At 72.3% G+C, this 22,701-nt stretch carries 19 protein-coding genes; 8 read left to right on the forward strand and 11 right to left on the reverse strand.

Going from position 1 to position 22,701, the window contains the following annotated elements:
- Positions 1 to 6: 6 nt before the first annotated feature.
- The 4 genes from AB0F29_RS02025 to AB0F29_RS02040 are packed head-to-tail and all read right to left on the reverse strand — an operon-like array spanning position 7 to position 4,301.
- Positions 7 to 786, reverse strand: coding sequence for a CDP-alcohol phosphatidyltransferase family protein (locus AB0F29_RS02025; protein WP_215101549.1), 780 nt, complete (start codon positions 784 to 786; stop codon positions 7 to 9).
- The gene (locus AB0F29_RS02030; RefSeq protein WP_361866747.1) at positions 764 to 1,825 is read right to left on the reverse strand and encodes an iron-containing alcohol dehydrogenase family protein; all 1,062 of its coding nucleotides are present in this window, start codon (positions 1,823 to 1,825) and stop codon (positions 764 to 766) included. Before AB0F29_RS02030 ends, AB0F29_RS02025 begins: the two co-directional genes overlap by 23 nt.
- Complete coding sequence (locus tag AB0F29_RS02035; RefSeq protein ID WP_361866749.1) at positions 1,813 to 2,550, reverse strand: phosphocholine cytidylyltransferase family protein; 738 nt, start codon at positions 2,548 to 2,550, stop codon at positions 1,813 to 1,815. The genes AB0F29_RS02030 and AB0F29_RS02035 overlap by 13 nt, the downstream gene beginning before the upstream one ends.
- On the reverse strand, positions 2,547 to 4,301 hold the full coding sequence (locus AB0F29_RS02040) for a DUF5941 domain-containing protein (RefSeq protein ID WP_361866750.1): 1,755 nt from the start codon (positions 4,299 to 4,301) through the stop codon (positions 2,547 to 2,549). Before AB0F29_RS02040 ends, AB0F29_RS02035 begins: the two co-directional genes overlap by 4 nt.
- Before the next feature lie 306 nt (positions 4,302 to 4,607).
- On the opposite strand from AB0F29_RS02040, the gene galE reads away from it, so the two are divergent.
- The 4 genes from galE (at position 4,608) to idi (ending at position 8,952) form a co-directional block, all read left to right on the forward strand.
- Complete coding sequence (galE, locus tag AB0F29_RS02045) at positions 4,608 to 5,585, forward strand: UDP-glucose 4-epimerase GalE (RefSeq protein WP_361866752.1); 978 nt, start codon at positions 4,608 to 4,610, stop codon at positions 5,583 to 5,585.
- 179 nt (positions 5,586 to 5,764) lie between these two features.
- On the forward strand, positions 5,765 to 6,706 hold the full coding sequence (locus AB0F29_RS02050) for a cation diffusion facilitator family transporter (protein WP_361866754.1): 942 nt from the start codon (positions 5,765 to 5,767) through the stop codon (positions 6,704 to 6,706).
- 236 nt (positions 6,707 to 6,942) lie between these two features.
- Positions 6,943 to 8,211 carry a bifunctional class I SAM-dependent methyltransferase/N-acetyltransferase gene (locus AB0F29_RS02055; RefSeq protein WP_361866756.1) on the forward strand — a complete coding sequence of 423 codons (1,269 nt, stop codon included), beginning with the start codon at positions 6,943 to 6,945 and terminating at the stop codon, positions 8,209 to 8,211.
- Between the two features lie 147 nt (positions 8,212 to 8,358).
- On the forward strand, positions 8,359 to 8,952 hold the full coding sequence (gene idi / locus AB0F29_RS02060; RefSeq protein ID WP_361866758.1) for an isopentenyl-diphosphate Delta-isomerase: 594 nt from the start codon (positions 8,359 to 8,361) through the stop codon (positions 8,950 to 8,952).
- 27 nt (positions 8,953 to 8,979) lie between these two features.
- Here idi and AB0F29_RS02065 read toward each other — a convergent pair whose 3' ends face one another.
- Both AB0F29_RS02065 and AB0F29_RS02070 read right to left on the reverse strand, forming a co-directional pair.
- A complete protein-coding gene (locus AB0F29_RS02065; protein ID WP_097870931.1) occupies positions 8,980 to 9,435 on the reverse strand; it encodes an ATP-binding protein in 456 nt (151 codons plus the stop codon).
- 146 nt (positions 9,436 to 9,581) lie between these two features.
- Entirely contained in the window at positions 9,582 to 10,205 is a 624-nt protein-coding gene (locus tag AB0F29_RS02070) for a DUF308 domain-containing protein (RefSeq protein WP_361866760.1), read from the reverse strand.
- 80 nt (positions 10,206 to 10,285) lie between these two features.
- Here AB0F29_RS02070 and AB0F29_RS02075 point away from each other — a divergent pair, with 80 nt between their 5' ends.
- The gene (locus AB0F29_RS02075) at positions 10,286 to 11,050 is read left to right on the forward strand and encodes an enoyl-CoA hydratase-related protein (RefSeq protein ID WP_361866761.1); all 765 of its coding nucleotides are present in this window, start codon (positions 10,286 to 10,288) and stop codon (positions 11,048 to 11,050) included.
- Here AB0F29_RS02075 and AB0F29_RS02080 read toward each other — a convergent pair.
- Both AB0F29_RS02080 and AB0F29_RS02085 read right to left on the reverse strand, forming a co-directional pair.
- Positions 11,040 to 11,675, reverse strand: a complete 636-nt coding sequence (locus AB0F29_RS02080; protein WP_361866762.1) for a DJ-1/PfpI family protein — start codon at positions 11,673 to 11,675, stop codon at positions 11,040 to 11,042. The genes AB0F29_RS02075 and AB0F29_RS02080 overlap by 11 nt on opposite strands.
- Before the next feature lie 39 nt (positions 11,676 to 11,714).
- Complete coding sequence (locus tag AB0F29_RS02085; protein ID WP_361866763.1) at positions 11,715 to 12,686, reverse strand: GlxA family transcriptional regulator; 972 nt, start codon at positions 12,684 to 12,686, stop codon at positions 11,715 to 11,717.
- Positions 12,687 to 12,875: 189 nt separating this feature from the next.
- On the opposite strand from AB0F29_RS02085, the gene AB0F29_RS02090 reads away from it, so the two are divergent.
- Both AB0F29_RS02090 and AB0F29_RS02095 read left to right on the forward strand, forming a co-directional pair.
- Positions 12,876 to 13,745: a hypothetical protein gene (locus AB0F29_RS02090; RefSeq protein ID WP_361866765.1), complete on the forward strand. Its 870-nt coding sequence runs from the start codon at positions 12,876 to 12,878 to the stop codon at positions 13,743 to 13,745.
- A gap of 189 nt (positions 13,746 to 13,934) precedes the next feature.
- Positions 13,935 to 16,385 (forward strand): Tex family protein, encoded by a 2,451-nt coding sequence (locus AB0F29_RS02095; protein ID WP_361866767.1) that lies wholly within the window; start codon positions 13,935 to 13,937, stop codon positions 16,383 to 16,385.
- Positions 16,386 to 16,444: 59 nt separating this feature from the next.
- Here the strand turns inward: AB0F29_RS02095 and AB0F29_RS02100 are convergent, their stop codons facing one another.
- A complete protein-coding gene (locus AB0F29_RS02100) occupies positions 16,445 to 18,082 on the reverse strand; it encodes an ABC-F family ATP-binding cassette domain-containing protein (RefSeq protein WP_361866769.1) in 1,638 nt (545 codons plus the stop codon).
- A gap of 123 nt (positions 18,083 to 18,205) precedes the next feature.
- Between AB0F29_RS02100 and AB0F29_RS02105 the strand changes: the two genes are divergently transcribed.
- Entirely contained in the window at positions 18,206 to 19,129 is a 924-nt protein-coding gene (locus AB0F29_RS02105; RefSeq protein WP_361866770.1) for an FAD-dependent oxidoreductase, read from the forward strand.
- Between the two features lie 212 nt (positions 19,130 to 19,341).
- Here the strand turns inward: AB0F29_RS02105 and AB0F29_RS02110 are convergent, their stop codons facing one another.
- Both AB0F29_RS02110 and AB0F29_RS02115 read right to left on the reverse strand, forming a co-directional pair.
- Entirely contained in the window at positions 19,342 to 21,108 is a 1,767-nt protein-coding gene (locus tag AB0F29_RS02110; protein ID WP_361866771.1) for a BCCT family transporter, read from the reverse strand.
- 73 nt (positions 21,109 to 21,181) lie between these two features.
- The gene (locus AB0F29_RS02115) at positions 21,182 to 22,573 is read right to left on the reverse strand and encodes a M14 family metallocarboxypeptidase (protein WP_361866772.1); all 1,392 of its coding nucleotides are present in this window, start codon (positions 22,571 to 22,573) and stop codon (positions 21,182 to 21,184) included.
- Positions 22,574 to 22,701: the final 128 nt, after the last annotated feature.

Raw genomic sequence — 22,701 nt, forward strand, 5'->3', positions numbered from 1 at the left:
GAAAGGTCACTTCAGCCTGCTGGACGCCAGGACGGACACCAGGTGCAGCAGGGTCTGCAGCAGGGCGATACCGGCCATCACCGCGACGGTCAGACGGGTGTAGAAGAGGTCGCCCCCGATCGCGTCGATCACGGCCACCAGGAGGATCACCAGCGAGGCCTCGATGCCGAGGATCAGCCGGTGGAACTTGAGCGCCCCGGCCGCCCGGCGGGCCAGCGCCATGCCGGAGGAGCGCGGCTCGGACGCCGCCTCCTTGACCGGTGGCAGCCCGCCCTGGTGGCGGGCCACGCCGACCAGGTCCGTCTCGGCCTTGATGAGGATCGCGCCGAGTGCGGCGAGGGTTCCGAGGAAGGCCCAGAGCCAGTCGATCCGGCCCTCGCCCCAGATGTCGGCGGCGCGCAGGCCGAGGCCGACGAGCACCGCGGCGTCGCAGAGATAGGCGGCGACCCGGTCCAGGTAGACCCCGCTGAGCGAGTACTGCTTCTTCCAGCGGGCCAGCTCGCCGTCCACGCAGTCGAACAGCAGGTAGAGCTGGACCATCACCACGCCGAGCACGGCGCCCCAGATGCCCGGCACCAGCAGCGCCGGGGCGGCCAGCGCGCCGGCCAGCGTCATCACGTACGTGACCTGGTTCGGCGAGACGCGGGTGTTGACCAGGTAGCGGTCCACGCGCAGCGAGACCTCGCGCATGTACATGCGCCCGGCCCAGTGCTCGCCGCTGCGCCGGTCCTTCACCCCCGGAGGGTGAACGACCGGACGGAGTTCAGCTACTGATGGTCGTCGCATAGTCGGCGTACGCGTCCCTGATCTGGTCGGTGGACAGGTTGAGGTGCTCCAGGATGGTGAAGCGTCCCGGACGCGTCTGCGGCGCGTAGTCGACGGCGTGTACGAACTCGTCGACGCTGAACCCGATCTCCTCCGGCAGGACCGGCAGACCGTGGCGGCGCAGTATCGATGCCATCAGGAGGGACTCCTGGCGGGCACCGCGCAGATGCATGGCGAAGCACGCGCCGAGGCCGACCTGCTCGCCGTGGCTGGCCGCGCGCTGGGGGAACAGCAGGTCGAAAGCGTGGTTGATCTCGTGGCAGGCGCCGGAGGCCGGGCGGGAGTCGCCCGCGACCGACATCGAGATGCCGGTCAGCACGAGCCCCTCGGCCAGCACCTTCAGGAAGGCGTCGTCGCCGACCCCGCCGGGGTGGCGCAGCACGGCCTCGCCCGCCTGGCGGGCCATCGCGGCCGCCAGGCCGTCGATCTCCTCGCCGTTGACCTCGTGGGCCAGCTCCCAGTCGGCGACGCAGGAGATGTTCGAGATCGCGTCGCCGATGCCGGAGCGGACGTAGCGGGCGGGCGCCTCACGGATCACGTCGAGGTCGATGACCACGGCGATCGGGGTGGGGACCCCGTAGGAGCCGCGCCCGTTGTCGTTGTCCAGCGTCGCGACCGGCGAGCACAGGCCGTCGTGCGAGAGGTTCGTCGCGACGGCGACCATGGGCAGCCCGACCCGTGCCGCGGCGTACTTCGCCACGTCGATGATCTTGCCGCCGCCGAGGCCCACGACGGCGTCGTACCGGTTGCCCTTGATGCCGTCGGCGAGCTTCACCGCCGAGTCGATCGTGCCGTCGGACACCGGATACCAGTCGGCTCCCGGCAGGACCGGGGCGAGCCTCTCCCGCAGGGCGCGCCCGGAGCCGTCGCTGATCGCGATGGCGAGCTTGCCCGAGGAGGAGATGCGCTGATCGGCCAGGAGACCCGCCAGATCGTCCATGGCGCCGCGCCGGATGTCGACGACGACCGGGGACGGAATGAGCCGGGTCAGTACTGGCACGCGATCTCACGGCCCTTCTCGAGGTCGTCGTGGTTGTCGATCTCGACCCAGGTCACGGTGCCGATGGGGGCCACGTCGACGGTGAAACCGCGGTTGACGAGCTCCTGGTAGCCGTCCTCGTAGTAGAGGTCGGGGTCGCGCTCGAAGGTGGTCTTCAGCGCGTCCGCCAGCTCCTCGGCGGCCTCGGCCTCGATAAGGGTGACGCCGATGTACTCGCCGGTCGCGGTGGCCGGGTCCATGAGCTTCGTGATGCGCTGGACGCCCTTGCCCTCCGCCGTGATGACCTTCATCTCCTCGTCGGCGAGGACCTTCTCGGTGTCCAGGGCGAGGATGATCTTCCGGCCCTTGCCGCGGGCGTCCAGCAGGGTCTTCTCGACGGAGACCGGGTGCACGGTGTCGCCGTTGGCGAGGATCACACCGCGCTTGATGACGTCACGGGCGCACCAGAGGGAGTAGGCGTTGTTCCACTCCTCGGCCTTGTCGTTGTCGATGAGCGTGAGGGTGACGCCGTACGTCGCCTCCAGCTCGGCCTTGCGGGCGTAGACGGCTTCCTTGCGGTAGCCGACGACGATCGCGACCTCGGTGAGCCCGACCGCCGCGAAGTTGGCGAGCGTGAGGTCGAGGACCGTCTTGTCGCCGTCGACAGGGACGAGCGCCTTGGGAAGCGTGTCCGTGTAGGGGCGCAGACGTCGTCCTGCACCGGCTGCCAGTACGAGGCCGATCATGCGAGTTCTCCTTCGTCGTGTACGGCGGGGGCCGAGGAGGACACCCAGAAGCGGATGGACTCCACGAGCACCACCAGAGCCACGGCGACCGCGAGCGCGGTCAGGGCCGTGGTGAAACCTGAGGTGTGGGTGAGTACGGCGGCGAGTACGGCCACCAGCGCGGTGCGGCCCTCGTGTCCACCGATCGTCCGCACCAGCCACTGGGGCGGCGCGCCGGTGCCTCCGCGAATGCGGTACACCGTGTCGTAGTGATGGTAGGCGACGGCCGAGACGAGCCCGAAGGCCGCCGGAACGGCGTGCGGGACATCGCTGCGGGCCGCCAGCACCAGGATCGTGACGTACTCCGCGGCCCGGAAGAACGGCGGCGCGAGCCAGTCCAGCGCGCCCTTGAGCGGGCGGGCGACGGCGAGGCCGGAGAGGACCACGTACACCGCCGCCGCGGCGACGGTGAGCCAGCTGCCGTACGGGAGGAGGAGGGCGCCGCCGATCATGACCAGCGTGCCGAGCAGGGCGACGGCCGGAGCCGTGAACGCGCCCGGGAGGCCCGGCGCGACCCTCGCGACGCCCTGGGCGAGGGGCCCCGAGTCGGCGAGGTCCGCCAGCGCCCGCGCGGCGCGGTCGGTGCGGCCGGCCCTGCGGGTCAGCGAGCGCAGCAGGCGGCCGGCCGTGGTGTAGCAGGCGGCCAGGGAGCAGCCGACGAGCAGGGCGTAGAAGACGATGCGCGGGGTGGTGAGGGCGGTGAGCACGGCGATCATGGCCCAGCGCTCACCGATCGGCAGCACGATCATCCGCCGCACCCAGACCGTCCAGCCGACGTTGTCGAGCTTGTCGGAGAGGGCGGCGGTGGGGCTGGTGTTGGCGACCGCGTCGTGGTTGGCCTCGTTGAACGAGAAGTCCACGACATGCCGGCAGGCCTGGAGGACCATCGCGCCGAGCGCCAGGACCCATACGTCGTCGCCGCCGCGCACGGCGCCGATGGCGAGCCCCGCGTAGTAGGCGTACTCCTTGGCCCGGTCGAAGGTGGCGTCCAGCCAGGCGCCCATCGTGGAGTACCGCAGCGAGTAGCGGGCGAGCTGCCCGTCGGTGCAGTCCAGCACGAAGGAGACCAGGAGCAGGATTCCGGCGGCGACGTAGCCGCCGCGGGTTCCGGTGGCCGCCGCGCCCGCCGCGATGAGCGCGGTGATCAGGGAGGCGGTGGTGACCTGGTTCGGGGTGAGGTCGCGGCGGGCGCACCAGCGGGCGATGTAGCGGGAGTAGGGGCTGATGCAGTACGTGGTGAAGAACCCGTCGTGGGCCTTGACCGCGTTGCGCAGCCGCACCGCCTCGTCGTCGACCGAGGCGAGGCCCGCCTCGGCGGCGGCCCGCTGCTCCCGGTCCGTGGGGACGGCCGCGACGAGCGAGCCGAGGGCGGGGCGCTGTACGGCGGTGCCCTCGGCCTCCAGCGCGACGGCGATCCGGCCGGGGACGGTGCGGTCCTCGGGCGCGGGGTCGGCCTCCGGCTCGACGACCGGGGCGCCCGCGCCGACGGCTGCGGCGGTGCGGTCCAGGGCGCGCAGCAGGGCTCCGCGCGCCTCGGGCTGGGCGGTGAGCGCGCCGGGGACGGTGGCGGCGGGGAAGCGCGGGTCGGTCAGCCCGAGCCGCAGCGCGTGGACGTGACCCACGAAACGCGGGTCGACGAGGGCGACGCGGCGGCCCGCCGGGACGGCGGCGAGGAGTGCCGCGGCGTCAGCGGCGTCGGCGGCGGTCTGCACGTCGAAGCCCAGGGACCGCAGATCGTCCGCGAGCGACGACCCGGGTACCGGCGTACCGGTGAGAATGGCGGTCGACAGACGAACTCACTCCTTGGCACTGACGTGGACGACACACGGCGGCACGGCCACGAGGCGGGCCGGCGGCGTGTCGGCTGAGGCTATCGGATGAACGGAAGACCGAGTTCACCGCCCGTTTGCGCGCTGTACGGGTGGACCCGCGGGCCCGGGCGGCGTTGGCGATCATCATCATCGATCGGGGGCCCGGCCCACAAACCGCCGGTGGCTGGGCGGCTTAGGGTGTCGGTCATGACATGGCTGATCACGGGCGGGGCGGGATACATCGGGGCACACGTGGCACGGGCCATGGTGGCGGCGGGAGAGCGGGTCGTGGTGCTCGACGACCGCTCCAGCGGCGTCGTGGACCGGCTGCCGGACGCCGTCACGCTGGTGGAGGGCTCGGCCTCCGACCGGGCCCTGCTGGACCGGGTGCTGGCCGACCACGCGGTGAGCGGTGTGGTGCATCTCGCGGCGAAGAAGCAGGTCGGCGAGTCCGTGGAGAAGCCGCTGCTGTACTACCGGGAGAACGTGGCCGGACTGGCCGTGCTGCTGGAGGCCGTGGTCGCGGCGGGGGTGCCGCGCTTCCTCTTCTCGTCCTCGGCGGCCGTCTACGGCGTACCGGATGTGGACCTCATCACGGAGGAAACCCCCTGTCTCCCGATCAACCCGTACGGCGAGACCAAGCTCACCGGTGAGTGGCTGGTGCGGGCCACCGGGAGGGCCCACGGGCTCTCGACCGCCTGTCTGCGGTACTTCAACGTGGCGGGCGCCGCCGCGCCGGAACTCGCGGACACCGGGGTCTTCAACATCGTGCCGATGATGTTCGAGCGGCTGACGCGCGGCGAGGCACCGCGGATCTTCGGTGACGACTACCCGACGCCGGACGGCACCTGCGTCCGTGACTACATCCATGTGGCCGATCTCGCGGAGGCGCATGTCGCCGTCGCCCGGCGGCTGGACGGGGCGGGCGCCGGTGAGCTGACGCTCAACGTCGGCCGGGGCGAGGGGGTCTCGGTCCGGGAGCTGGCCGAGGTGATCGGCGAGGTGACGGGCCACGGTCCGAAGCCGGTGGTCGAGCCGCGTCGGGCCGGTGACGCGCCGACGGCGGTGGCGTCGTCCGCGCGGATCACCGAGGAGCTGGGCTGGGCGGCACGACGGGGTGTCCGCGAGATGGTGGAGTCGGCCTGGGAGGGCTGGTGCCTACGCCACCCCGAGGCGCGTTCGTGATCGGTCACGAGTGGCGTCGGTGATCGTGTCAGCGCCCTGACCTGCGGAACGTTTCCGCAGGTCAGGGCCAATGACAACGGTGTTCAGTCCCGTGTTGCCCGATACCCCCCACCCGTAGTTCACTGGCCACGTCGAGGCGGTTTCGCCCGGCGCGTCGCAGGGACCTGGAGGCGTTTCGCATGGGGGCTGGACACGATCACGGGCATACACACGGCGGGCCGCCTCCCACGGGCACGGCGGCCGCCGGGTACCGGGGCAGGCTCCGGATCGCTCTGGGGATCACGCTGAGCGTGATGGTCATGGAGATCGTCGGCGGGGTGCTCTCCGACTCGCTGGCCCTGATCGCGGACGCCGCCCACATGGCCACCGACGCCCTGGGGCTCGGGATGGCGCTGCTCGCCATCCACTTCGCCAACCGTCCGGCCGGGCCGAACCGCACCTTCGGCTTCGCCCGCGCGGAGATCCTGGCGGCGCTCGCGAACTGTCTGCTGCTGCTGGGGGTCGGCGGCTATCTGGTCGTCGAGGCGGTCGAACGGTTCATCACCCCGGCGGAGACGAAGGGCGGCCTGGCCATCGCGTTCGCCGCCGTCGGCCTGGTGGCCAACGTCGTCTCCCTCTCCCTGCTGATGCGCGGGCAGAAGGAGAGCCTGAACGTGCGGGGCGCCTATCTGGAGGTGATGGCCGACACCCTGGGCTCGCTCGCCGTGATCATCTCGGCGGGCGTCATCATGGCGACCGGCTGGCAGCCCGCCGACCCGATCGCCTCCCTGGTGATCGGCCTGATGATCGTCCCCCGGACCGTGAAGCTGCTGCGGGAGACCCTGAACGTGCTGCTGGAGGCGGCGCCCAAGGGTGTGGACATGGCGGAGGTGCGGGCCCACATCACGGAGCTCCCCGGGGTCCTGGGCGTCCACGACCTGCACGCCTGGACGATCACCTCGGGGATGCCCGTGCTCTCCGCCCATGTGGTGGTGCGCCAGGAGATGCTCGACTCGATAGGGCACGAGAAGGTGCTGCACGAGCTGCAGGGCTGCCTCGGGGACCACTTCGACGTGGAGCACTGCACCTTCCAGCTGGAGCCGAGCGGTCACGCGGTGCACGAGGCGCGGCTCTGCCACTGAGGCGTCCCGAGTGCGCGCCGAGCTGGTGCTAGGGTGGTTTCGCTGAGACGTTCGAGTCTCGCGGTGGAGCGGAGCCCGGTGACACCGGGACCCTTGCGAGAGGAGCTGAGGTTGATGACGGTCGCGACGACGCCTTCCCGGCGCGGCAATCGGTCCTTCCTCATCTCCCGGGTTTCCGGCTAGGTCCACTTTCCTCTCGGATCGGGTCGGAGCCCTCACACTCAAGGGTTCCCACGTTGACCGACCACACTGACGACGCCTCGCGCACCGAGGCGTTCTTCACCCTGCACCACCGTCTTCCCCGGCAGAGCCCCGGCTCCGACGCGACCACGCGTCGGCTGCTCGCTCTCGCCGGCCCGCTGCCCGACCGCCCGCGCGTCCTCGACCTGGGCTGCGGTCCCGGCCGGGCCGCTCTGCTGCTCGCCGCCGAGGCGGGCGCGGAGGTGACCGCGGTCGACCTGCACCAGCCGTTCCTGGACGAGCTGCGCGAGGCGGCCGGGGCCCGTGGCCTCGGCGATCGCGTCCGTACCGTCGAGGCGGACATGGGCGACCTCACCGGGCCCGGGTTCCCCGCGGGGTCCTTCGACCTGATCTGGGCCGAGGGCTCCGCGTACTGCATCGGGTTCGACACCGCCGTCCGGGACTGGCAGCGCCTGCTGGCGCCGGGCGGCGCGATGATGATCTCCGAGTGCGTCTGGACCACGGACGCGCCGTCCGCCGGGGCGCGGGGCTTCTGGGACCGCAACGGCTCCCTGCGCACCCTGCCGGAGACCACCGCGGCGGCCGTCGCCGCCGGCTGCACGGTCGACGCCGTGCTGCTCCAGCCCGAGAGCGACTGGGACGCGTACTACGTACCGCTCGCCGAACGGGTCGGGAGCGCCGACCCCGGCACTCGCGGTATGGAGTGGGCACTCGCGGCCACCCGTGAGGAGCTGGCGGTGCGGCGGGAGCACGGCACGGAGTACGGCTACGCCGCGTACGTGCTGCGCCCCGCCGATCCCCGGTGGAAGACCCGTCCCGAGACACCGGCGGACCGTACGGCCGTGCACGCGGTCAACACGGCCGCGTTCCCCACCCGGGACGAGGCGGACCTCGTGGACACCCTGCGGGCCGACTCCGAGGCCTGGCTGCCGGAGCTCGGCCGTATCGCCGAGGCCCCGGACGGTTCACCGGCGGCGTACGCGCTGCTCACCCGCTGCCGGGTCGGAGACGCCCCGGCGCTCGCCCTGGCCCCGGTGGCCACGTCTCCCGCGTACCAGCGGCAGGGTGCGGGGCAGGCCGTGGTGCGGGCGGTGCTGGATGCCGCCCGCATGCGCGGTGAGGCGCTGGTGCTGGTGCTCGGTCATCCCGAGTACTACCCGCGCTTCGGTTTCGTGCCGGCCTCGCGCTACGGGATCCGGCCGGGTTTCGAGGTGCCTGACGAGGCGATGATGGCCCTGGTACTGGACGATTCCGTCCCTGTTCCGGCGGGCATGATCCGCTATCCGGCGGCCTTCGGGGTCTGACGCTCCGTCCGCTCCGCCGCGCTCCGGGGGCGCGGCGGGGCGGACATGCCCGGACCCGCAGTGCGGACAAGCGGCTTTTGTACGGCAGACTTGACCGGACTCCAGGGGCCCGGCGCACGAGGCCGGGGACCAAAGCGAAGGATGGGTATGCCGACCACACCAGCCACCGCGACGCACAGCTCGTCGAACGGCACCGCAGAAGCGATCATGCTCGAACTGGTCGACGAGAACGGCACCACGATCGGCACCGCGGAGAAGCTGGCGGCCCACCAGGCCCCCGGGCAGCTGCACCGCGCGTTCTCGGTGTTCCTCTTCGACGAGCAGGGGCGGCTCCTGCTCCAGCGCCGGGCACTCGGCAAGTACCACTCCCCCGGTGTCTGGTCGAACACCTGCTGCGGGCACCCCTACCCGGGCGAGGCCCCGTTCGCGGCCGCCGCCCGGCGTACGTACGAGGAGCTGGGGCTCTCCCCCTCACTGCTGGCCGAGGCAGGAACGGTCCGCTACAACCACCCGGACCCCGTGTCGGGGCTGGTGGAGCAGGAGTTCAACCACCTGTTCGTGGGGATGGCGCAGACGGCGCCGGAGCCGGACCCCGAGGAGGTCGGGGAGACGGCTTTCGTGACGGCGGCGGAGCTGGCGGAGCGCCACGCGCGGGCGCCGTTCTCGGCGTGGTTCATGACGGTGCTGGACGCGGCACGGCCGGCGATCCGTGAGCTGACGGGCCCCTCCGCGGGCTGGTGAACCCTCCCACTTATCCGTACGGGGCGGTCAGAGCTGCGTCTTCAACGGCAGCGCCGCCCAGATGATCTTGCCGCCGCTCGCGGTGTGCTCGACGTCGCAGGTGCCGCCCGCCTCCGCGGTGATCACCTTGACCAGCAGCAGGCCCCGGCCGCCGGTCTGCGCGTAGTCCGTCTCCAGCGCGGTGGGGCGGTAGGGGTGGTTGTCCTCGACCGAGACCCTGACCCAGTCGGCGGCGATGGCCACCTCGACGGCCAGTTCGGGCGAGAGGAGCGCCGCGTGCTTGACGGCGTTGGTGACCAGCTCCGAGACGATCAGCAGGAGCCCCTGGAGGATGTCGTCCTCGATCGGCACGCCCTGCCGGTCGAGGAGGTCGCGTACGGCGTGCCGGGCGCTCGGCACGGACGCGTCCACGGCGGAGGCGGTGAAGCGCCACACCCCCTCGTACGACACGGGGTCGGCAGGGGCACTCCCGAGGCTCTCCATCGTCCGGCACCAGCTCTCACTCGCACTGCACTGACCGTCGAGTAAAGAGTGTTGGGAATGGCCTGGTCGGGCCCGTGCCACTGATCGGAAGTAGCCAGGTATCGGCGCTATTTGACCAAACATGCGTGATTCTGGCAGCCCGGGGACTACTCCCGCTCGTCTTCTGGTGACGTGATCGGCTCGTCCGGGGGCGGGGCGGTTCCATCGAGACGCTCCGAGACCATGGTCACGATGCGTCGGCCGCCCACGCCGATGGCGATCAGGCCGAGCCCGTCGAACAGCAGGGCCAGCGAGAAGAAGCAGCCGAGGACGTAGAGGCTGCTGTGCGGCCAGTCGAACAGCACCAGCAGGCCCAGCAGCAGCCCGAAGGCGCCCTGCAGCAGCGTCCAGCCCATCTGCGGACCGCGCACGACGACGCTGCCGACCAGCCGGAAGACGCCGCCGGTCAGGAAGAGCAGGGCGGCGAACATGGTCAGCGCCTCGGCCGTTCCCTCGGGGTGCTTGATGACGACGACGCCCGCGGCGATGTTGAGGGCCGCGACCACCACGCCCAGCCAGAAGTAGTTCGTCCCGCGTGACTCGATCGCGTGCAGCAGCCCGACCAGGCCGCCGACGAGCAGCAGCCAGCCGAAGAGCAGCATCGAGGTGAGCGTGGCGACGCCGGTGTAGACGAGACCGATGACGCCCGCGATCACCAGCAGCGTGCCGAGCAGCGCGAGCCAGCCGAAGCTGCGGCTGAGCTTCCGGCCCTCGGCGGTGGATTCGTTCATCGACGACTCCTTACGGTGCGTGCCCGCCCCGCGACCCCTTCTTGATCATAGGTTCGAACCCTCCGGATAGCATCCGGCGCATGGACCCTACGGACCCCCGCCTGATCACTACCGTCGAGCGCGGCATCGCCACGGTCGTGATCGCGAACCCCGCCAAACGCAACGCGATGACCACCGCGATGTGGCGGAGTCTGCCGGAGCTGCTGGAGCGGCTCGCGGCCGATCCGGCGGTCCGGGCGCTGGTGCTGACCGGAGCCGGGGACACCTTCTGCGCCGGCGCCGACATCTCCACGCTGCGGGAGGGCGCGGACACCGCCCAGGGCCTGACGGTGGCGGCCGAGGAGGCGCTCGCCGCGTTCCCCCTGCCGACACTGGCCGCGGTGCGCGGCTACTGCGTGGGCGGCGGCGGCCAGCTCGCCGCCGCCTGCGATCTGCGGTTCGCGGAGGAGGGGGCCTCCTTCGGGGTCACCCCGGCCAAGCTGGGCATCGTCTACCCCGCCTCCTCGACCCGCCGGCTGGTCGCCCTCGTCGGTCCGGCCACGGCCAAGCACCTGCTGTTCTCCGGCGAGCTGATCGGCACGGAACGGGCGCTGCGCACCGGCCTGGTCGACGAGGTGCTGCCCGCCGACGGCCTGGACGAGCGGGTCGAGGAGTACGTACGGGTCCTGGCGTCCCGGTCCCTGCTCACCCAGGCCGCGGCCAAGGAGTTCGCTGGGGGCCGGACGGACCGGGACGCCCACTGGGCCGCTGAGGCGCGGGGCAGCGGTGACGCGGCGGAGGGCGCCGCCGCCTTCCTGGAGCGGCGCGCGCCCCGGTTCACCTGGACCGCGGGACCTACCGGGTGATGTGACGGCTCCTGGCCCGCCATTCCTCGACGAGGGCGGCGGGGGCCTTCTCCGGCGATCCGCAGTCGTAGGGCGGCTGCGGGTCGTACTCCGTGAGCAGCTGCACCGAGCGTGCCACGTCGTCGCCCGCGATCCGGCCGAGCAGGGTCAGCCCCATGTCGATGCCGGAGGAGACCCCGGCGGCGGTGACGTACTTGCCGTCCAGGACGACGCGCTCCCCGGTGGCCTCGACGCCGAAGTCCCTCAGCGTCTCCAGCGCCAGCCAGTGCGAGGTGGCCCGCCTGTTCTTCAGGAGCCCGGCGGCGGCCAGCAGCAGCGACCCGGTGCAGACGGAGGTCGTCCAGGTGCTGGTGGCGTCGGCCGAGCGCAGCCAGCCGAGCAGGGTCTCGTTCTCCATCTGGTCGCTCTGGCCGGGGCCGCCCGGGACGATCACCAGGTCCGGGGAGGGCACCTCGGCGAGGGTCTTCTCCGCGACGAGCGAGAGGCTCCCGCTGTCATTGCGGACGGGGCCGGTCCGTGTCGCGACGAAGACGGGCTCGGCGCCGGGCGCACGGCTGAGGATCTCGTAGGGGCCCACCGCGTCCAGGGCGGTGAAACGGTCGAAGAGCAGGATGGCGATCTGCACGGGAGCTGCCTCTCGGTTCGGTCGGTCGGACGGTGCGGTTCAGGTGCTGGACGCTGGGGTGCGGAAGCGGCGGCGGTATTCGGCCGGCGCCGTCGCGAGGGTCTTCACGAAGGCACGGCGCATGGCTTCCGGGGTGCCGTATCCACTGGCGCGGGCGACCCGCTCGACGCCGTCGGCGGTGTCCTCCAGGAGCCGGCGGGCGTGCTCCAGGCGGACGCGCTCGACGTACCGCCCCGGGGTCGTTCCGGTCTCCGCCCGGAACGCACGGGCGAAGTGCCGGGGCGAGAGTCTGGCGCGGGCCGCGAGGGCGTCGACCCCGAGGTCGGCGTCGGGGTGCTGGGTGATCCAGTGCTGGACCTCGCGCAGCGGTTCGCTCCGTGCTGTCTGGGCCGAGAGCTGGGCGCTGAACTGGGCCTGATTGCCGGGGCGGCGCAGGAACACCACGAGGTGCCGGGCGATGTCCAGCGCGAGGTCCCGCCCGTGGTCCTCCTCGACGAGCGCGAGGGCGAGGTCGATGCCCGCGGTGACGCCCGCCGAGGTGGCCAGCCGCCCGTCCCGTACGAAGATCGGTTCGGGATCGACATGGACGGCCGGGTAGTCGCGGGCCAGCCGCTCGCAGTAGTTCCAGTGGGTGGTGACCCGGTGGCCGTCCAGCAGGCCCGCCTCGGCCAGCAGCAGCGCGCCCGTGCACACGGAGACGAGCCGCTCCGCCCGCGGCGCGTGCTCGCGCAGCCAGCCGGTCAGCTCCGGATGGGAGCCCCGGGTGCCGTGCCCGCCGGGCACCAGCAGGGTGTGCGGTACGGGCGCGTCGGCGAGGCTGCTGTCGGGCATCAGGGTCAGGCCGCTGGTGGAGCGGACGGGGCCGCCGTCGAGCGAGGCGGTCCGCAGGTCGTAGGAGACGCCCGGAGCCCGGGAGGCTCCGGCGAAGACCTCCATCGGGCCGGTGACGTCGAGACTCTGGATGCCGTCGAAGAGGACGACGAGCACGGTTCGCTGCTGCACATCCGCCATCCTGGGCGGTGGGCGACGATGGCCGCAATGACGAGTACCCCACCTTTCCTGCCATCGAACCCGGCCTCGACCTGCGCCAGGCCTGCCCTGGAGCTGCCCTGGCCTGGCCTGTCGCAGGGCCCGCCCTGGTGGATCGTTCTGCTCCCCCCGGGGTTCCACTCCGTACCGACCAGTCGGTAACGTGTTGATATGAGTACTCTCCCGGCTCGCGCGGAGCGCCGCTGCCACAACGCCGTCAACCCCCTGCACTCCTGCCTCTTCTTCTCCCCCGACCTGGGCGCGGAGATGGCGAAGATAGGCATCGAGGACCAGAGCGCCGTCTACTTCGCGACCCGGGCCGCCGCACTCGGCGCGGTCGGGGCGGGGACCGTCAGCGCCACCTTCTACAACTTCAACCCCGCGCTGGTGGCCCGACATGTGCCCGCCGTCTGGGAGACCGCCTCCCCCGACGTGGTCCTCGGGGCCCGGCTGCGGGCGGCGGACACCACGCTGCGCCGGCTGCTCGGCGAGGAGGTCATCGCCTCCGCCGCGATGGCGGAGGCGGCCCGGCTCGCGCTGCGCGCCACCGAGGCCTGCACGCCGCACGCCCGCCCGCTCTACGCCGCGCACGCGGATCTGCCGGTGCCGGAGGAGCCGCACCTGGCGTTCTGGCACGCCGCGACCCTGCTGCGCGAGCACCGGGGCGACGCGCACCTCGCCGCCCTGCTCGCGGCCGGCCTGGACCCGTTGGAGTCGCTCGTCAGCCACACGGCCACCGGCAAGGGCATGGCGATCCGCTGGCTCCTGTCCTCCCGTGGCTGGCGGCGCACCGACTGGGAGGCCGCGTCCGGCCGGCTGCGGGAGCGCGGGCTGCTGGCCGACGGCGAGGTGTTGACGCTGACCGGGGCGGGCACGGCGCTGCGCGCGGAGGTCGAGGAGGCGACGGACCGTATGGACACCGCCCCGTACGAACACCTGGGCGCGGAAGGTGTGGAGCGGCTCACCGAACTGGGACGCGGCTTCCTCTTCACGGCCGCCGCCGCGGGGGCGTTCCCGGCCTCGGCCACCGGTCAGGGCTGACCCCGCACCGCTCGGAGCTCTCGCACACGCCGGGGGCTCCGGGCGTGTTCGTCGAGGTCACGCGACACCGCCCCCGGCCACCCGGCACAATGCAGGCCAGGGGGGACACCCCCCGGCAAGCAAGAACGTGCTCGTCGCGACACGAGCACGGCCAGCACAGCCAGTACGAGAAGGCGAGTCGGGAAAACCGTGACGACGTCCATCGAAGGCAGGATCGCCGAGGAGCTCGGCGTACGGGAGCGACAGGTCAGGGCGGCCGTCGAGCTGCTCGACGGCGGATCGACCGTGCCGTTCATCGCGCGCTACCGCAAGGAGGCGACCGAATCCCTCGACGATGCGCAGCTGCGCACGCTGGAGGAGCGGCTGCGCTATCTGCGGGAGCTGGAGGAGCGGCGTACGTCGATCCTCGAATCCGTACGCGAGCAGGGCAAGCTCGACGCCGCGCTGGAGGCGAGCATCCGGGCCGCCGAGACCAAGGCGCGCCTGGAGGACATCTACCTGCCGTTCAAGCCGAAGCGGCGGACGAAGGCGCAGATCGCCCGGGAGGCGGGGCTCGAACCCCTGGCGGACGGCCTGCTCGGTGACCCGTCGGTCGATCCGCTCGCGGCGGCCGCCGCGTTCGTGGACGACGACAAGGGCGTCGCGGACGCGGCGGCCGCCCTGGACGGCGCCCGGTCGATCCTGACCGAGCGGTTCTCCGAGGACGCCGACCTGACCGGCGAGCTGCGCGAGCGCATGTGGACGCGCGGCCGGCTGGCGGCGAAGGTGCGCGAGGGCCAGGAGGAGGCGGGCGCGAAGTTCGCCGACTACTTCGCCTTCACGGAGCCGTTCACCGCGCTTCCCTCGCACCGGGTGCTCGCGATGCTGCGCGGCGAGAAGGAGAACGTCCTCGACCTGGTCCTGGAACCGGAGGAGCCGGAGGCCGCCGAGCGGCCGGGCCCGTCCGCGTACGAGAACATGATCGCCCGTCGCTTCGAGATCGCCGACCGGGGCCGCCCGGGCGACAAGTGGCTCGGCGACACCGTGCGTTGGGCGTGGCGGACCCGGATCCAGGTGCACCTCGGCATCGACCTGCGGCTGCGGCTGCGCACGGCGGCGGAGGACGAGGCGGTGCGGGTCTTCGCCTCGAACCTGCGCGATCTGCTGCTCGCCGCCCCGGCCGGCACCCGGGCCACGCTGGGACTGGACCCCGGATTCCGTACGGGGGTGAAGGTCGCGGTCGTCGACGCCACCGGCAAGGTCGTGGCCACCGATGTGATCCACCCGCACGTACCCGCGAACAAGTGGGACCAGGCGCTGGCGAAGCTCGCGCACCTCGCGAAGGAGCACGCGGTCGACCTGGTCGCGATCGGCAATGGCACCGCGTCCCGTGAGACGGACAAGCTCGCCGGTGAACTGATCGACAAGCACCCGGAGTTGAAGCTCACGAAGGTGATGGTCTCGGAGGCGGGCGCCTCGGTGTACTCCGCCTCCGCGTTCGCCTCGCAGGAACTGCCCGACATGGACGTGTCGTTGCGCGGCGCCGTCTCCATCGCCCGGCGGCTCCAGGACCCGCTGGCCGAGCTGGTGAAGATCGACCCGAAGTCGATCGGCGTCGGGCAGTACCAGCACGACCTGTCCGAGGTGAAGCTGTCGCGTTCACTGGACGCGGTCGTCGAGGACTGTGTGAACGGGGTCGGTGTGGACGTCAACACCGCGTCCGCGCCCCTGCTTTCACGGGTGTCGGGGATCAGCTCGGGGCTCGCGGAGAACATCGTCGCGCACCGGGACTCCAACGGCCCCTTCCGGTCCCGTAGGGCCCTCAAGGACGTGGCGCGGCTCGGTCCGAAGGCGTACGAGCAGTGCGCGGGCTTCCTGCGGATCCGGGACGGTGACGATCCGCTCGACGGTTCCAGCGTGCACCCCGAGGCCTACCCGGTGGTGCGGGCGATGGGGAAGAGCGCGGGCGGCGAGGTGGCCTCGCTGATCGGTAACGCGGAGGCCCTGCGCGCCCTGCGGGCGGCGGACTTCGTGGACGACATGTTCGGGCTGCCGACCGTGACGGACATCCTCAAGGAGCTGGAGAAGCCGGGGCGCGACCCGCGTCCGGCGTTCAGGACGGCGACCTTCAAGGAGGGCGTCGAGAAGCTCGGCGACCTGGAGCCCGGCATGGTGCTGGAGGGCGTCGTCACCAACGTGGCCGCGTTCGGCGCGTTCGTCGACGTCGGCGTCCACCAGGACGGTCTGGTGCACGTCTCGGCGCTGTCGAAGACGTTCGTGAAGGACCCGCGCGACGTCGTCAAGCCCGGGGACATCGTGAAGGTCAAGGTCATGGACGTCGACGGGCCGCGCAAGCGGATCTCGCTGACGCTGCGTCTCGACGACGAGCCGGGCGCGGGCGGCGGTTCCGGCGGCGGGCAGCAGGGCCGCGGCGAGCGCGGCGGCCGTCCCCCGAAGCAGCGCCAGGGGCAGGGCCAGGGGCAGCCGTCCGGTGGCGGCCAGGGCCGGCAGGGCGGCGGCGGCCGGGACCGGCGCGGCGGTGGCGGCGGCGCGTCCCGACAGGGCCAGGGGGCCCCGGCTCCGGCGAACAGCGCCATGGCAGACGCGCTGCGGCGGGCCGGGCTGACCGACCCGAAGCAGGGCGGCGGCCGGGGCCGCTGAGACGGACAGAGGTGGGGGCGGGCCGCCATGTGCGGCCCGCCCCCACCCCGTAACTCCGCTCAGACTTCCTTGACCTGGCCCTCGGCCACCTCGATGCGGCGGGTCGTGCGGACCGCCTCCAGCATCCGCCGGTCGTGGGTGACCAGCAGCAGGGTGCCCGTGTACGTCTCCAGGGCCGCCTCCAGCTGCTCGATGGCGGGCAGATCCAGGTGGTTCGTCGGCTCGTCGAGCACCAGGAGGTTGACGCCCCGGCCCTGGAGCAGGGCGAGGGCGGCGCGGGTGCGCTCGCCCGGGGAAAGGCTGGTCGCCGGGCGCATCACATGGTCGGCGCGGAGGCCGAACTTGGCGAGCAGGGTGCGGACTTCCGCCGGCTCCGTGTCGGGCACGGCCGCGCAGAAAGCGTCCAGCAGCGACTGCGCGCCCAGGAACAGCTTGCGGGCCTGGTCCACCTCTCCGACGACGACGCCCGAACCGAGGGTGGCGTTCCCGGAGTCCAGCGGCAGCCGCTCCAGCAGGGCGGCCAGCAGGGTGGACTTGCCGGCGCCGTTGGCCCCGGTGATGGCGACCCGGTCCGCCCAGTCGATCTGGAGCGAGGCAGGGCCGAAGGAGAAGTCGCCGCGCACCACGCGGGCGTCGCGCAGGGTGGCGACGACGGATCCGGAGCGCGGGGCGGAGGCGATCTCCATACGCAGCTCCCACTCCTTGCGCGGCTCCTCGACGGCGTCGAGGCGTTCGATCATGCGCTGGGTCTGGCGGGCCTTCGCGGCCTGCTTCTCGCTGGCCTCGCTGCGGGCGTTGCGGCCGAGCTTGTCGCCGTCGGTCGCCTTGCGGCGGGCGTTCTTGACGCCCTTGTCCATCCAGGAGCGCTGCATATGGCCGCGTGCTTCGAGGGACGCCTTCTTGTCGGCGTACTCCTCATAGCCCTCGCGGGCGTGCCGGCGGGCAGTCTCCCGCTCCTCCAGGTAGGCCGCGTAGCCGCCGCCGTACAGGTTGATCTGCTGCTGGGCGAGGTCCAGCTCCAGCACCTTGGTGACCGTGCGCATCAGGAACTCGCGGTCGTGGCTGATGACGACGGTGCCCGCGCGCAGGCCGGACACGAAGCGCTCCAGGCGCTCCAGGCCGTCCAGATCGAGGTCGTTGGTGGGCTCGTCGAGCAGGAAGACGTCGTAGCGGGACAGGAGCAGCGAGGCTAGTCCGGCGCGTGCGGCCTGCCCGCCGGAGAGCGCGGCCATGGGCCGGTCGAGGCCGACGGTCAGGCCCAGCTCGGCGGCGACCTGCTCGGCCCGCTCCTCCAGGTCCGCGCCGCCGAGGGCGAGCCAGCGCTCCAGGGACTCGGAGTAGGCGTCGTCCGCGCCCGGGGCGCCCGCGACCAGGGCCTCGGTCGCCTCGTCCATCGTGCGCTGGGCGTCGGCGACGCCGGTGCGGCGGGCCAGGAACGCGGACACGGTCTCACCGTCGCGGCGCTCGGGCTCCTGCGGGAGGTGGCCGACGGTGGCGGTGGGCGGGGAGAGCCGCAGCTCGCCCTCCTCCGGGCGGTCGAGCCCGGCGAGCAGCCGGAGCAGGGAGGATTTGCCGGCGCCGTTGACTCCGACGAGACCGATCACGTCACCCGGGGCGACGACGAGGTCGAGCCCGGCGAAGAGCGTGCGGTCGCCGTGTCCGGCGGCGAGGTCCTTGGCGACGAGAGTGGCAGTCATCAGGGTGTCGATCCTAATCGCCGGCGCTCATGCCCGTCGCCCTGTGCCCCTGGCCTCCGGTTCACGGCTTCCGTTAGCGTCCACGCAGCGACCGGGTGCACCGATGTGGCAGGAGTGACCGTGATGGCGGATGTGATCGTGGTGGGCGGCGGGGTCGTCGGTCTGACCACCGCCGTGACGCTGGCGGAGCGCGGGATGCGGGTGCGGGTCTGGTCGCGCGATCCGGCCGGGGCGACGACGTCGGCGGTGGCCGGGGCCCTGTGGTGGCCGTACCGGATCAAGCCGGCGGAGCGGGTGGGCGACTGGTCGCTGGCGACGCTGGCGGTCTACGAGGAGCTGTCGGGCGCCCCGGAGGAGACCGGCGTACGGCGGGTGGCGGGGCTGCACGGCGGGGAGCGGCTCGCGGCGCTGGGCGACTGGTCGGCCGGGCTGAAGGACGCCGTGGAGGTGCCCGAGGGGCTGCGGGTGACCTTGCCGCTGCTGGACATGCCCGTCCATCTGGCGTGGCTGGAGCGGCGGCTCGCGGCCGCGGGCGGCACGGTGGAGCGGCGGGCGGTGACGGGGTTCGGCGAGGCGGCGGAGCGGAGCCCGGTGGTGGTGAACTGCACGGGGCTCGGGGCGCGCGAGCTGGTGCCCGACGCCGGGGTGCGGCCGGTGCGGGGGCAGTTGGTCGCGGTGGAGAACCCGGGGATCGAGGAGTGGTACACCGAGGCGGATCCGGCGTCGGCCGCGACGACGTACTTCTTCCCGCAGCCGGGCCGGCTGGTGCTGGGCGGGACGGCCGAGGTGGACGATCCGCGCACGGAGCCCGACCCGGGGACGGCGCGGGAGATCGTGGCGCGGTGTGCGCGGATCCGGCCGGAGATCGCCGGGGCCCGGGTGCTCGGGCACCGGGTGGGGCTGCGCCCGGCGCGGGAGGCCGGGGTGCGGATCGGGGCGGAGGCGCTGCCGGGCGGCGGTCTGCTGGTGCACAACTACGGGCACGGCGGCGCGGGCGTGACCGTGGCCTGGGGGTGTGCGCGGGCGGCGGCGGCGCTGGTGGGCTGACCGGTGCCCCGGGCACGGGCCCGCAGGGTGGTGGTGCGCGCGGGCCCGCCGGGAGCGGAACCGCCCGGTGGTACGCGGATACCTGCCTCGGCCGGGCCCGCCCGGTGGTACGTGGGACACGACGTACCGGAGCCCGCGGCCTGTCGGCGGTCGCGGGCTCCGGTTCGGGTACGGGTACGGGTACGGGTACGGGTACGGACGGAGGTCCCCGGTCAGTCGGAGGGGCGCTTCTCCGTGGCCGTGGAGCCCGATCCGGTGGCGTCGGGCCGGTGGCGCTCGTCCGTGATGGTCGTGGTCCCGGGGCCGATGCGGATCTCGAAGTCGCCGTCGTACTTGGCGTGCCCCTCGATCACCGCGGACTCGACCGCCTCCACGCCGAACTCCTGGCGGACGATCTGCGGGTCCTTGCGCAGGTCCCGCATCAGGGCCACGCACATGCCGATCATGACGAGGGCGAAGGGGGCGGCCACCAGGATGGTGAGGTTCTGCAGCCCTTGGAGCGCGTTCTCCTTGCCGTCGCCGATGAGCAGCATGATCGCGGCCACGGCCCCGGTCACGACACCCCAGAAGATCACGACCAACTTGCTCGGTTCGAGGACGCCCTTCTGGGAGAGGGTGCCCATGACGATGGAGGCGGCATCGGCGCCGGAGACGAAGAAGATGCCGACCAGGACCATCACCAGAATGCTCGTGAGCGTGGCGACCGGGAACTCCTGGAGGACGCCGAACAGCTGCGCCTCCGGGGTGTCGGCGCCACCGAGCTTCCCGGCCTCGTCCAGCTTCATGGCCGAGCCGCCGAAGACGGCGAACCAGATCAGGCTGACGGTGCTGGGCACCAGGATGACGCCGCCGACGAACTGACGGATCGTGCGGCCGCGGCTGATCCTGGCGATGAACATGCCGACGAAGGGCGTCCAGGAGATCCACCAGGCCCAGTAGAAGACGGTCCAGCTGCCGAGCCAGTCGGCCACGTCACCGCCGCCGGTCGCCTCGGTGCGTCCGGCGAGCTGCCCCAGGTCGGTGATGTACGCGCCGAGGGAGGTGGGCACCAGGTCGAGCACGAAGATCGTGGGACCGGCGATGAAGACGAACACGATGAGAAGGAGGGCCAGCACCATGTTGATGTTGGACAGCCACTGGATGCCCTTCTCGACGCCCGAGACCGCGGAGGCGACGAAGGCGACGGTCAGCACGGCGATGACGGTGACGAGAAGTCCGGTACCCGCCTTCTCCAGCCAGTCCAGTTCCTGGATGCCGCTGCCGATCTGGAGCGCGCCGAGGCCCAGGGAGGCCGCGGAGCCGAACAGGGTGGCGAAGATGGCCAGGATGTCGATGACGCGGCCGACGCCGCCGTAGGCATGACGCTTGCCGATCAGCGGTTCGAAGACCGCGCTGATCGTCTGCCGCCTGCGCATCCGGTAGGCGCTGTAGGCGATGGCGAGGCCGACCACGGCGTAGATGGCCCAGGGGTGCAGCGTCCAGTGGAAGAGCGTGGTGGCCATCGCCGTCTGCATGGCCTCGGCCGAGGCGGCGGGGTCGGTGCCCGGCGGCGGGGTGCGGAAGTGTGCGAGGGGCTCGGCGACGCCCCAGAACATCAGCCCGATGCCCATACCGGCGCTGAACATCATCGCGATCCAGGAGATGGTCCGGAACTCCGGCTTCTCGCCCTCCTGGCCGAGGCAGATCTTCCCGTACCGGCTGACGGCCAGCCACAGGGCGAAGATGACAAAGGCGGACGCGGCCAGTATGAAGGCCCAGCCACCGTTGTGGATCAGCCCGGTGAGCAGCTTGCCGGAAACGGTCTCCAGGGAGTCGGTGGCGGTCGCGCCCCAGACGACGAAGGCGAGGGTGAGGACCGCCGTGACTCCGAACACCACCCGGTCGGTGGTCGGCGTCCTGGTACTGAGCGGTTCGGGGGGGAGGTCCGCCGTGACCGACAGCCCTTCCCGCCCGTCCGTTGTCTGGTCGTCCTGGGGCACTGATGGCACCTTTCACTGAGTCTGAAAAACGCTCTCCGTAGGCAGTACCACACCTGCCCAGGATCTCAAGGGATCAACAAGCCGTTCTGGCTTGACCGTTTGTGAGGTGATATGTCGCCCGCTGATCGAGAAGCAGCGGAATCAGGCGTCGAGCCGACTGACGCAAGGGCACGAACGCGCCACCCTCTTCCGGTCGGGCCGTGACGCCGTGCAGGGCCAGCTCGTCCTTCACCGCCGCGTACTGGGCCGCGTTCAGCCGGTAGCCGCACGGCGGGTCGGCGAGGATCTCCGCCGGCTCGGCCGGGTCGTTGTCGGCGCCGCCGAGATACACCGGTCCCCGGTCGGCGAGGCCGGTCAGGCGGGCGAGGGCGGTGGCCGTCCGGAGCCGGGCGCGCTGCTCGTCGGTGAAGGCGAAGAGACCGCCGAGCGCGGTCTGCTGGGAGTGGACCCGGCGCCGGTGGTTGAGCGCCTGATCGGCCTTCTCCGCGTCGCTCAGCGCGTCGATGCGGGACTCGATGAGCAGGCCGGCCGCGTGCTTGAGGCCGGAGGTGTTGCGCAGGATGCGTTCCTGGCCGTCGCCGGCGACCTGTTTGACGGGCTCCCCGGTGGCCGGGTCGGTCCAGATGCCGTAGTGGCCGTTGCTGTAGCCGCCCGCCGTCGCGGCGGAGCGGACGTACCGCTCGGAGAGGGTGCGCGAGACGTCGTGGACCCGGTCGTCGACGTTGAGGTTCCGCGGCCACAGCGCGAACAGGTCCTTGTCGTAGTACGGCGGGGTCGCGCCGTACTCGTGCAAGTCGTAGATCAGCTGGGGCCGTTCGTCGCGTACGACGGTGGCGACGGCCCGCGCCTCGGCGGTCTCCAGGGCGATGTGGTCGCGGTTGACGTCGACCCCGTCGGCGTTGGCGCGGGTGTCGGCGGCGCGTCCGTCGGGGTTGGCCGTGGGCAGCACCAGCAGGGTCGTACGGGCCAGGAAGGCGCGGGTCGCCCGGTCCTCGGCGAACGCCAGGTCGCGGATGGTGGTCAGACAGGTCTCGCGCCCGGCGGGCTCGTCCCCGTGCTGGCTGCAGATCAGGAGCACCGTGGTGGTGGCGACCCCGGGGCGTTCCTGGCCGACGCGTACGAGCCGCAGGGGGCGGCCCTGACCGGTCGTCCCGATGTGGTCCACGGAGACCCGGTCGCTCCCCCGGTCCACCGCGGCGAGGAAGGACCGCTCCTCCGCCTCGCCGGTCCAGCGGGCCCCCTCGCTCGTCTCGAACCCGGTGCGCGGCGGGCGGTGCGCGGCCTCGGCGGGCGCGATGGCGAACGGGAGGGCCAGCCCGGCGAGTGTCGCCGCCACGGCTGTCCGGCGCATCGCTCTCGCCCCGCGGCGCGCGGGCGCCGACTGCCATCGGGCGGGGCCCGCGACCGGCGCGAGCCATGGGTGCGGGCTGAGCATGCGGAGCGCACGAGCGATGCGAGGGGTCATCAGCGGCCTCCGGAACATGGGGGGGGCGGGCGCCGTGACGCCCGTCCGGCTGTCGGCAATGTGCGGACGTTACCCCGGTCAACTCCTGGGCGACAGGGGTTGATCACCGCTGTCGTACGTGTCGTACG

The organism is Streptomyces sp. NPDC026589, from assembly GCF_040638385.1.
GTDB lineage: Bacteria > Actinomycetota > Actinomycetes > Streptomycetales > Streptomycetaceae > Streptomyces.

Excerpts from the sequence above, each read along its gene's own strand:
- AB0F29_RS02025 (WP_215101549.1), bottom strand. The coding sequence starts at position 786 with ATGCGACGACCATCAGTAGCTGAACTCCGTCCGGTCGTTCACCCTCCG.
- AB0F29_RS02035 (WP_361866749.1), bottom strand. The coding sequence starts at position 2,550 with ATGATCGGCCTCGTACTGGCAGCCGGTGCAGGACGACGTCTGCGCCCC.
- galE (WP_361866752.1), top strand. The coding sequence starts at position 4,608 with ATGACATGGCTGATCACGGGCGGGGCGGGATACATCGGGGCACACGTG.
- AB0F29_RS02050 (WP_361866754.1), top strand. The coding sequence starts at position 5,765 with ATGGGGGCTGGACACGATCACGGGCATACACACGGCGGGCCGCCTCCC.
- idi (WP_361866758.1), top strand. The coding sequence starts at position 8,359 with ATGCCGACCACACCAGCCACCGCGACGCACAGCTCGTCGAACGGCACC.
- AB0F29_RS02065 (WP_097870931.1), bottom strand. The coding sequence starts at position 9,435 with ATGGAGAGCCTCGGGAGTGCCCCTGCCGACCCCGTGTCGTACGAGGGG.
- AB0F29_RS02070 (WP_361866760.1), bottom strand. The coding sequence starts at position 10,205 with ATGAACGAATCCACCGCCGAGGGCCGGAAGCTCAGCCGCAGCTTCGGC.
- AB0F29_RS02075 (WP_361866761.1), top strand. The coding sequence starts at position 10,286 with ATGGACCCTACGGACCCCCGCCTGATCACTACCGTCGAGCGCGGCATC.
- AB0F29_RS02085 (WP_361866763.1), bottom strand. The coding sequence starts at position 12,686 with ATGGCGGATGTGCAGCAGCGAACCGTGCTCGTCGTCCTCTTCGACGGC.
- AB0F29_RS02090 (WP_361866765.1), top strand. The coding sequence starts at position 12,876 with ATGAGTACTCTCCCGGCTCGCGCGGAGCGCCGCTGCCACAACGCCGTC.
- AB0F29_RS02100 (WP_361866769.1), bottom strand. The coding sequence starts at position 18,082 with ATGACTGCCACTCTCGTCGCCAAGGACCTCGCCGCCGGACACGGCGAC.
- AB0F29_RS02105 (WP_361866770.1), top strand. The coding sequence starts at position 18,206 with ATGGCGGATGTGATCGTGGTGGGCGGCGGGGTCGTCGGTCTGACCACC.
- AB0F29_RS02115 (WP_361866772.1), bottom strand. The coding sequence starts at position 22,573 with ATGACCCCTCGCATCGCTCGTGCGCTCCGCATGCTCAGCCCGCACCCA.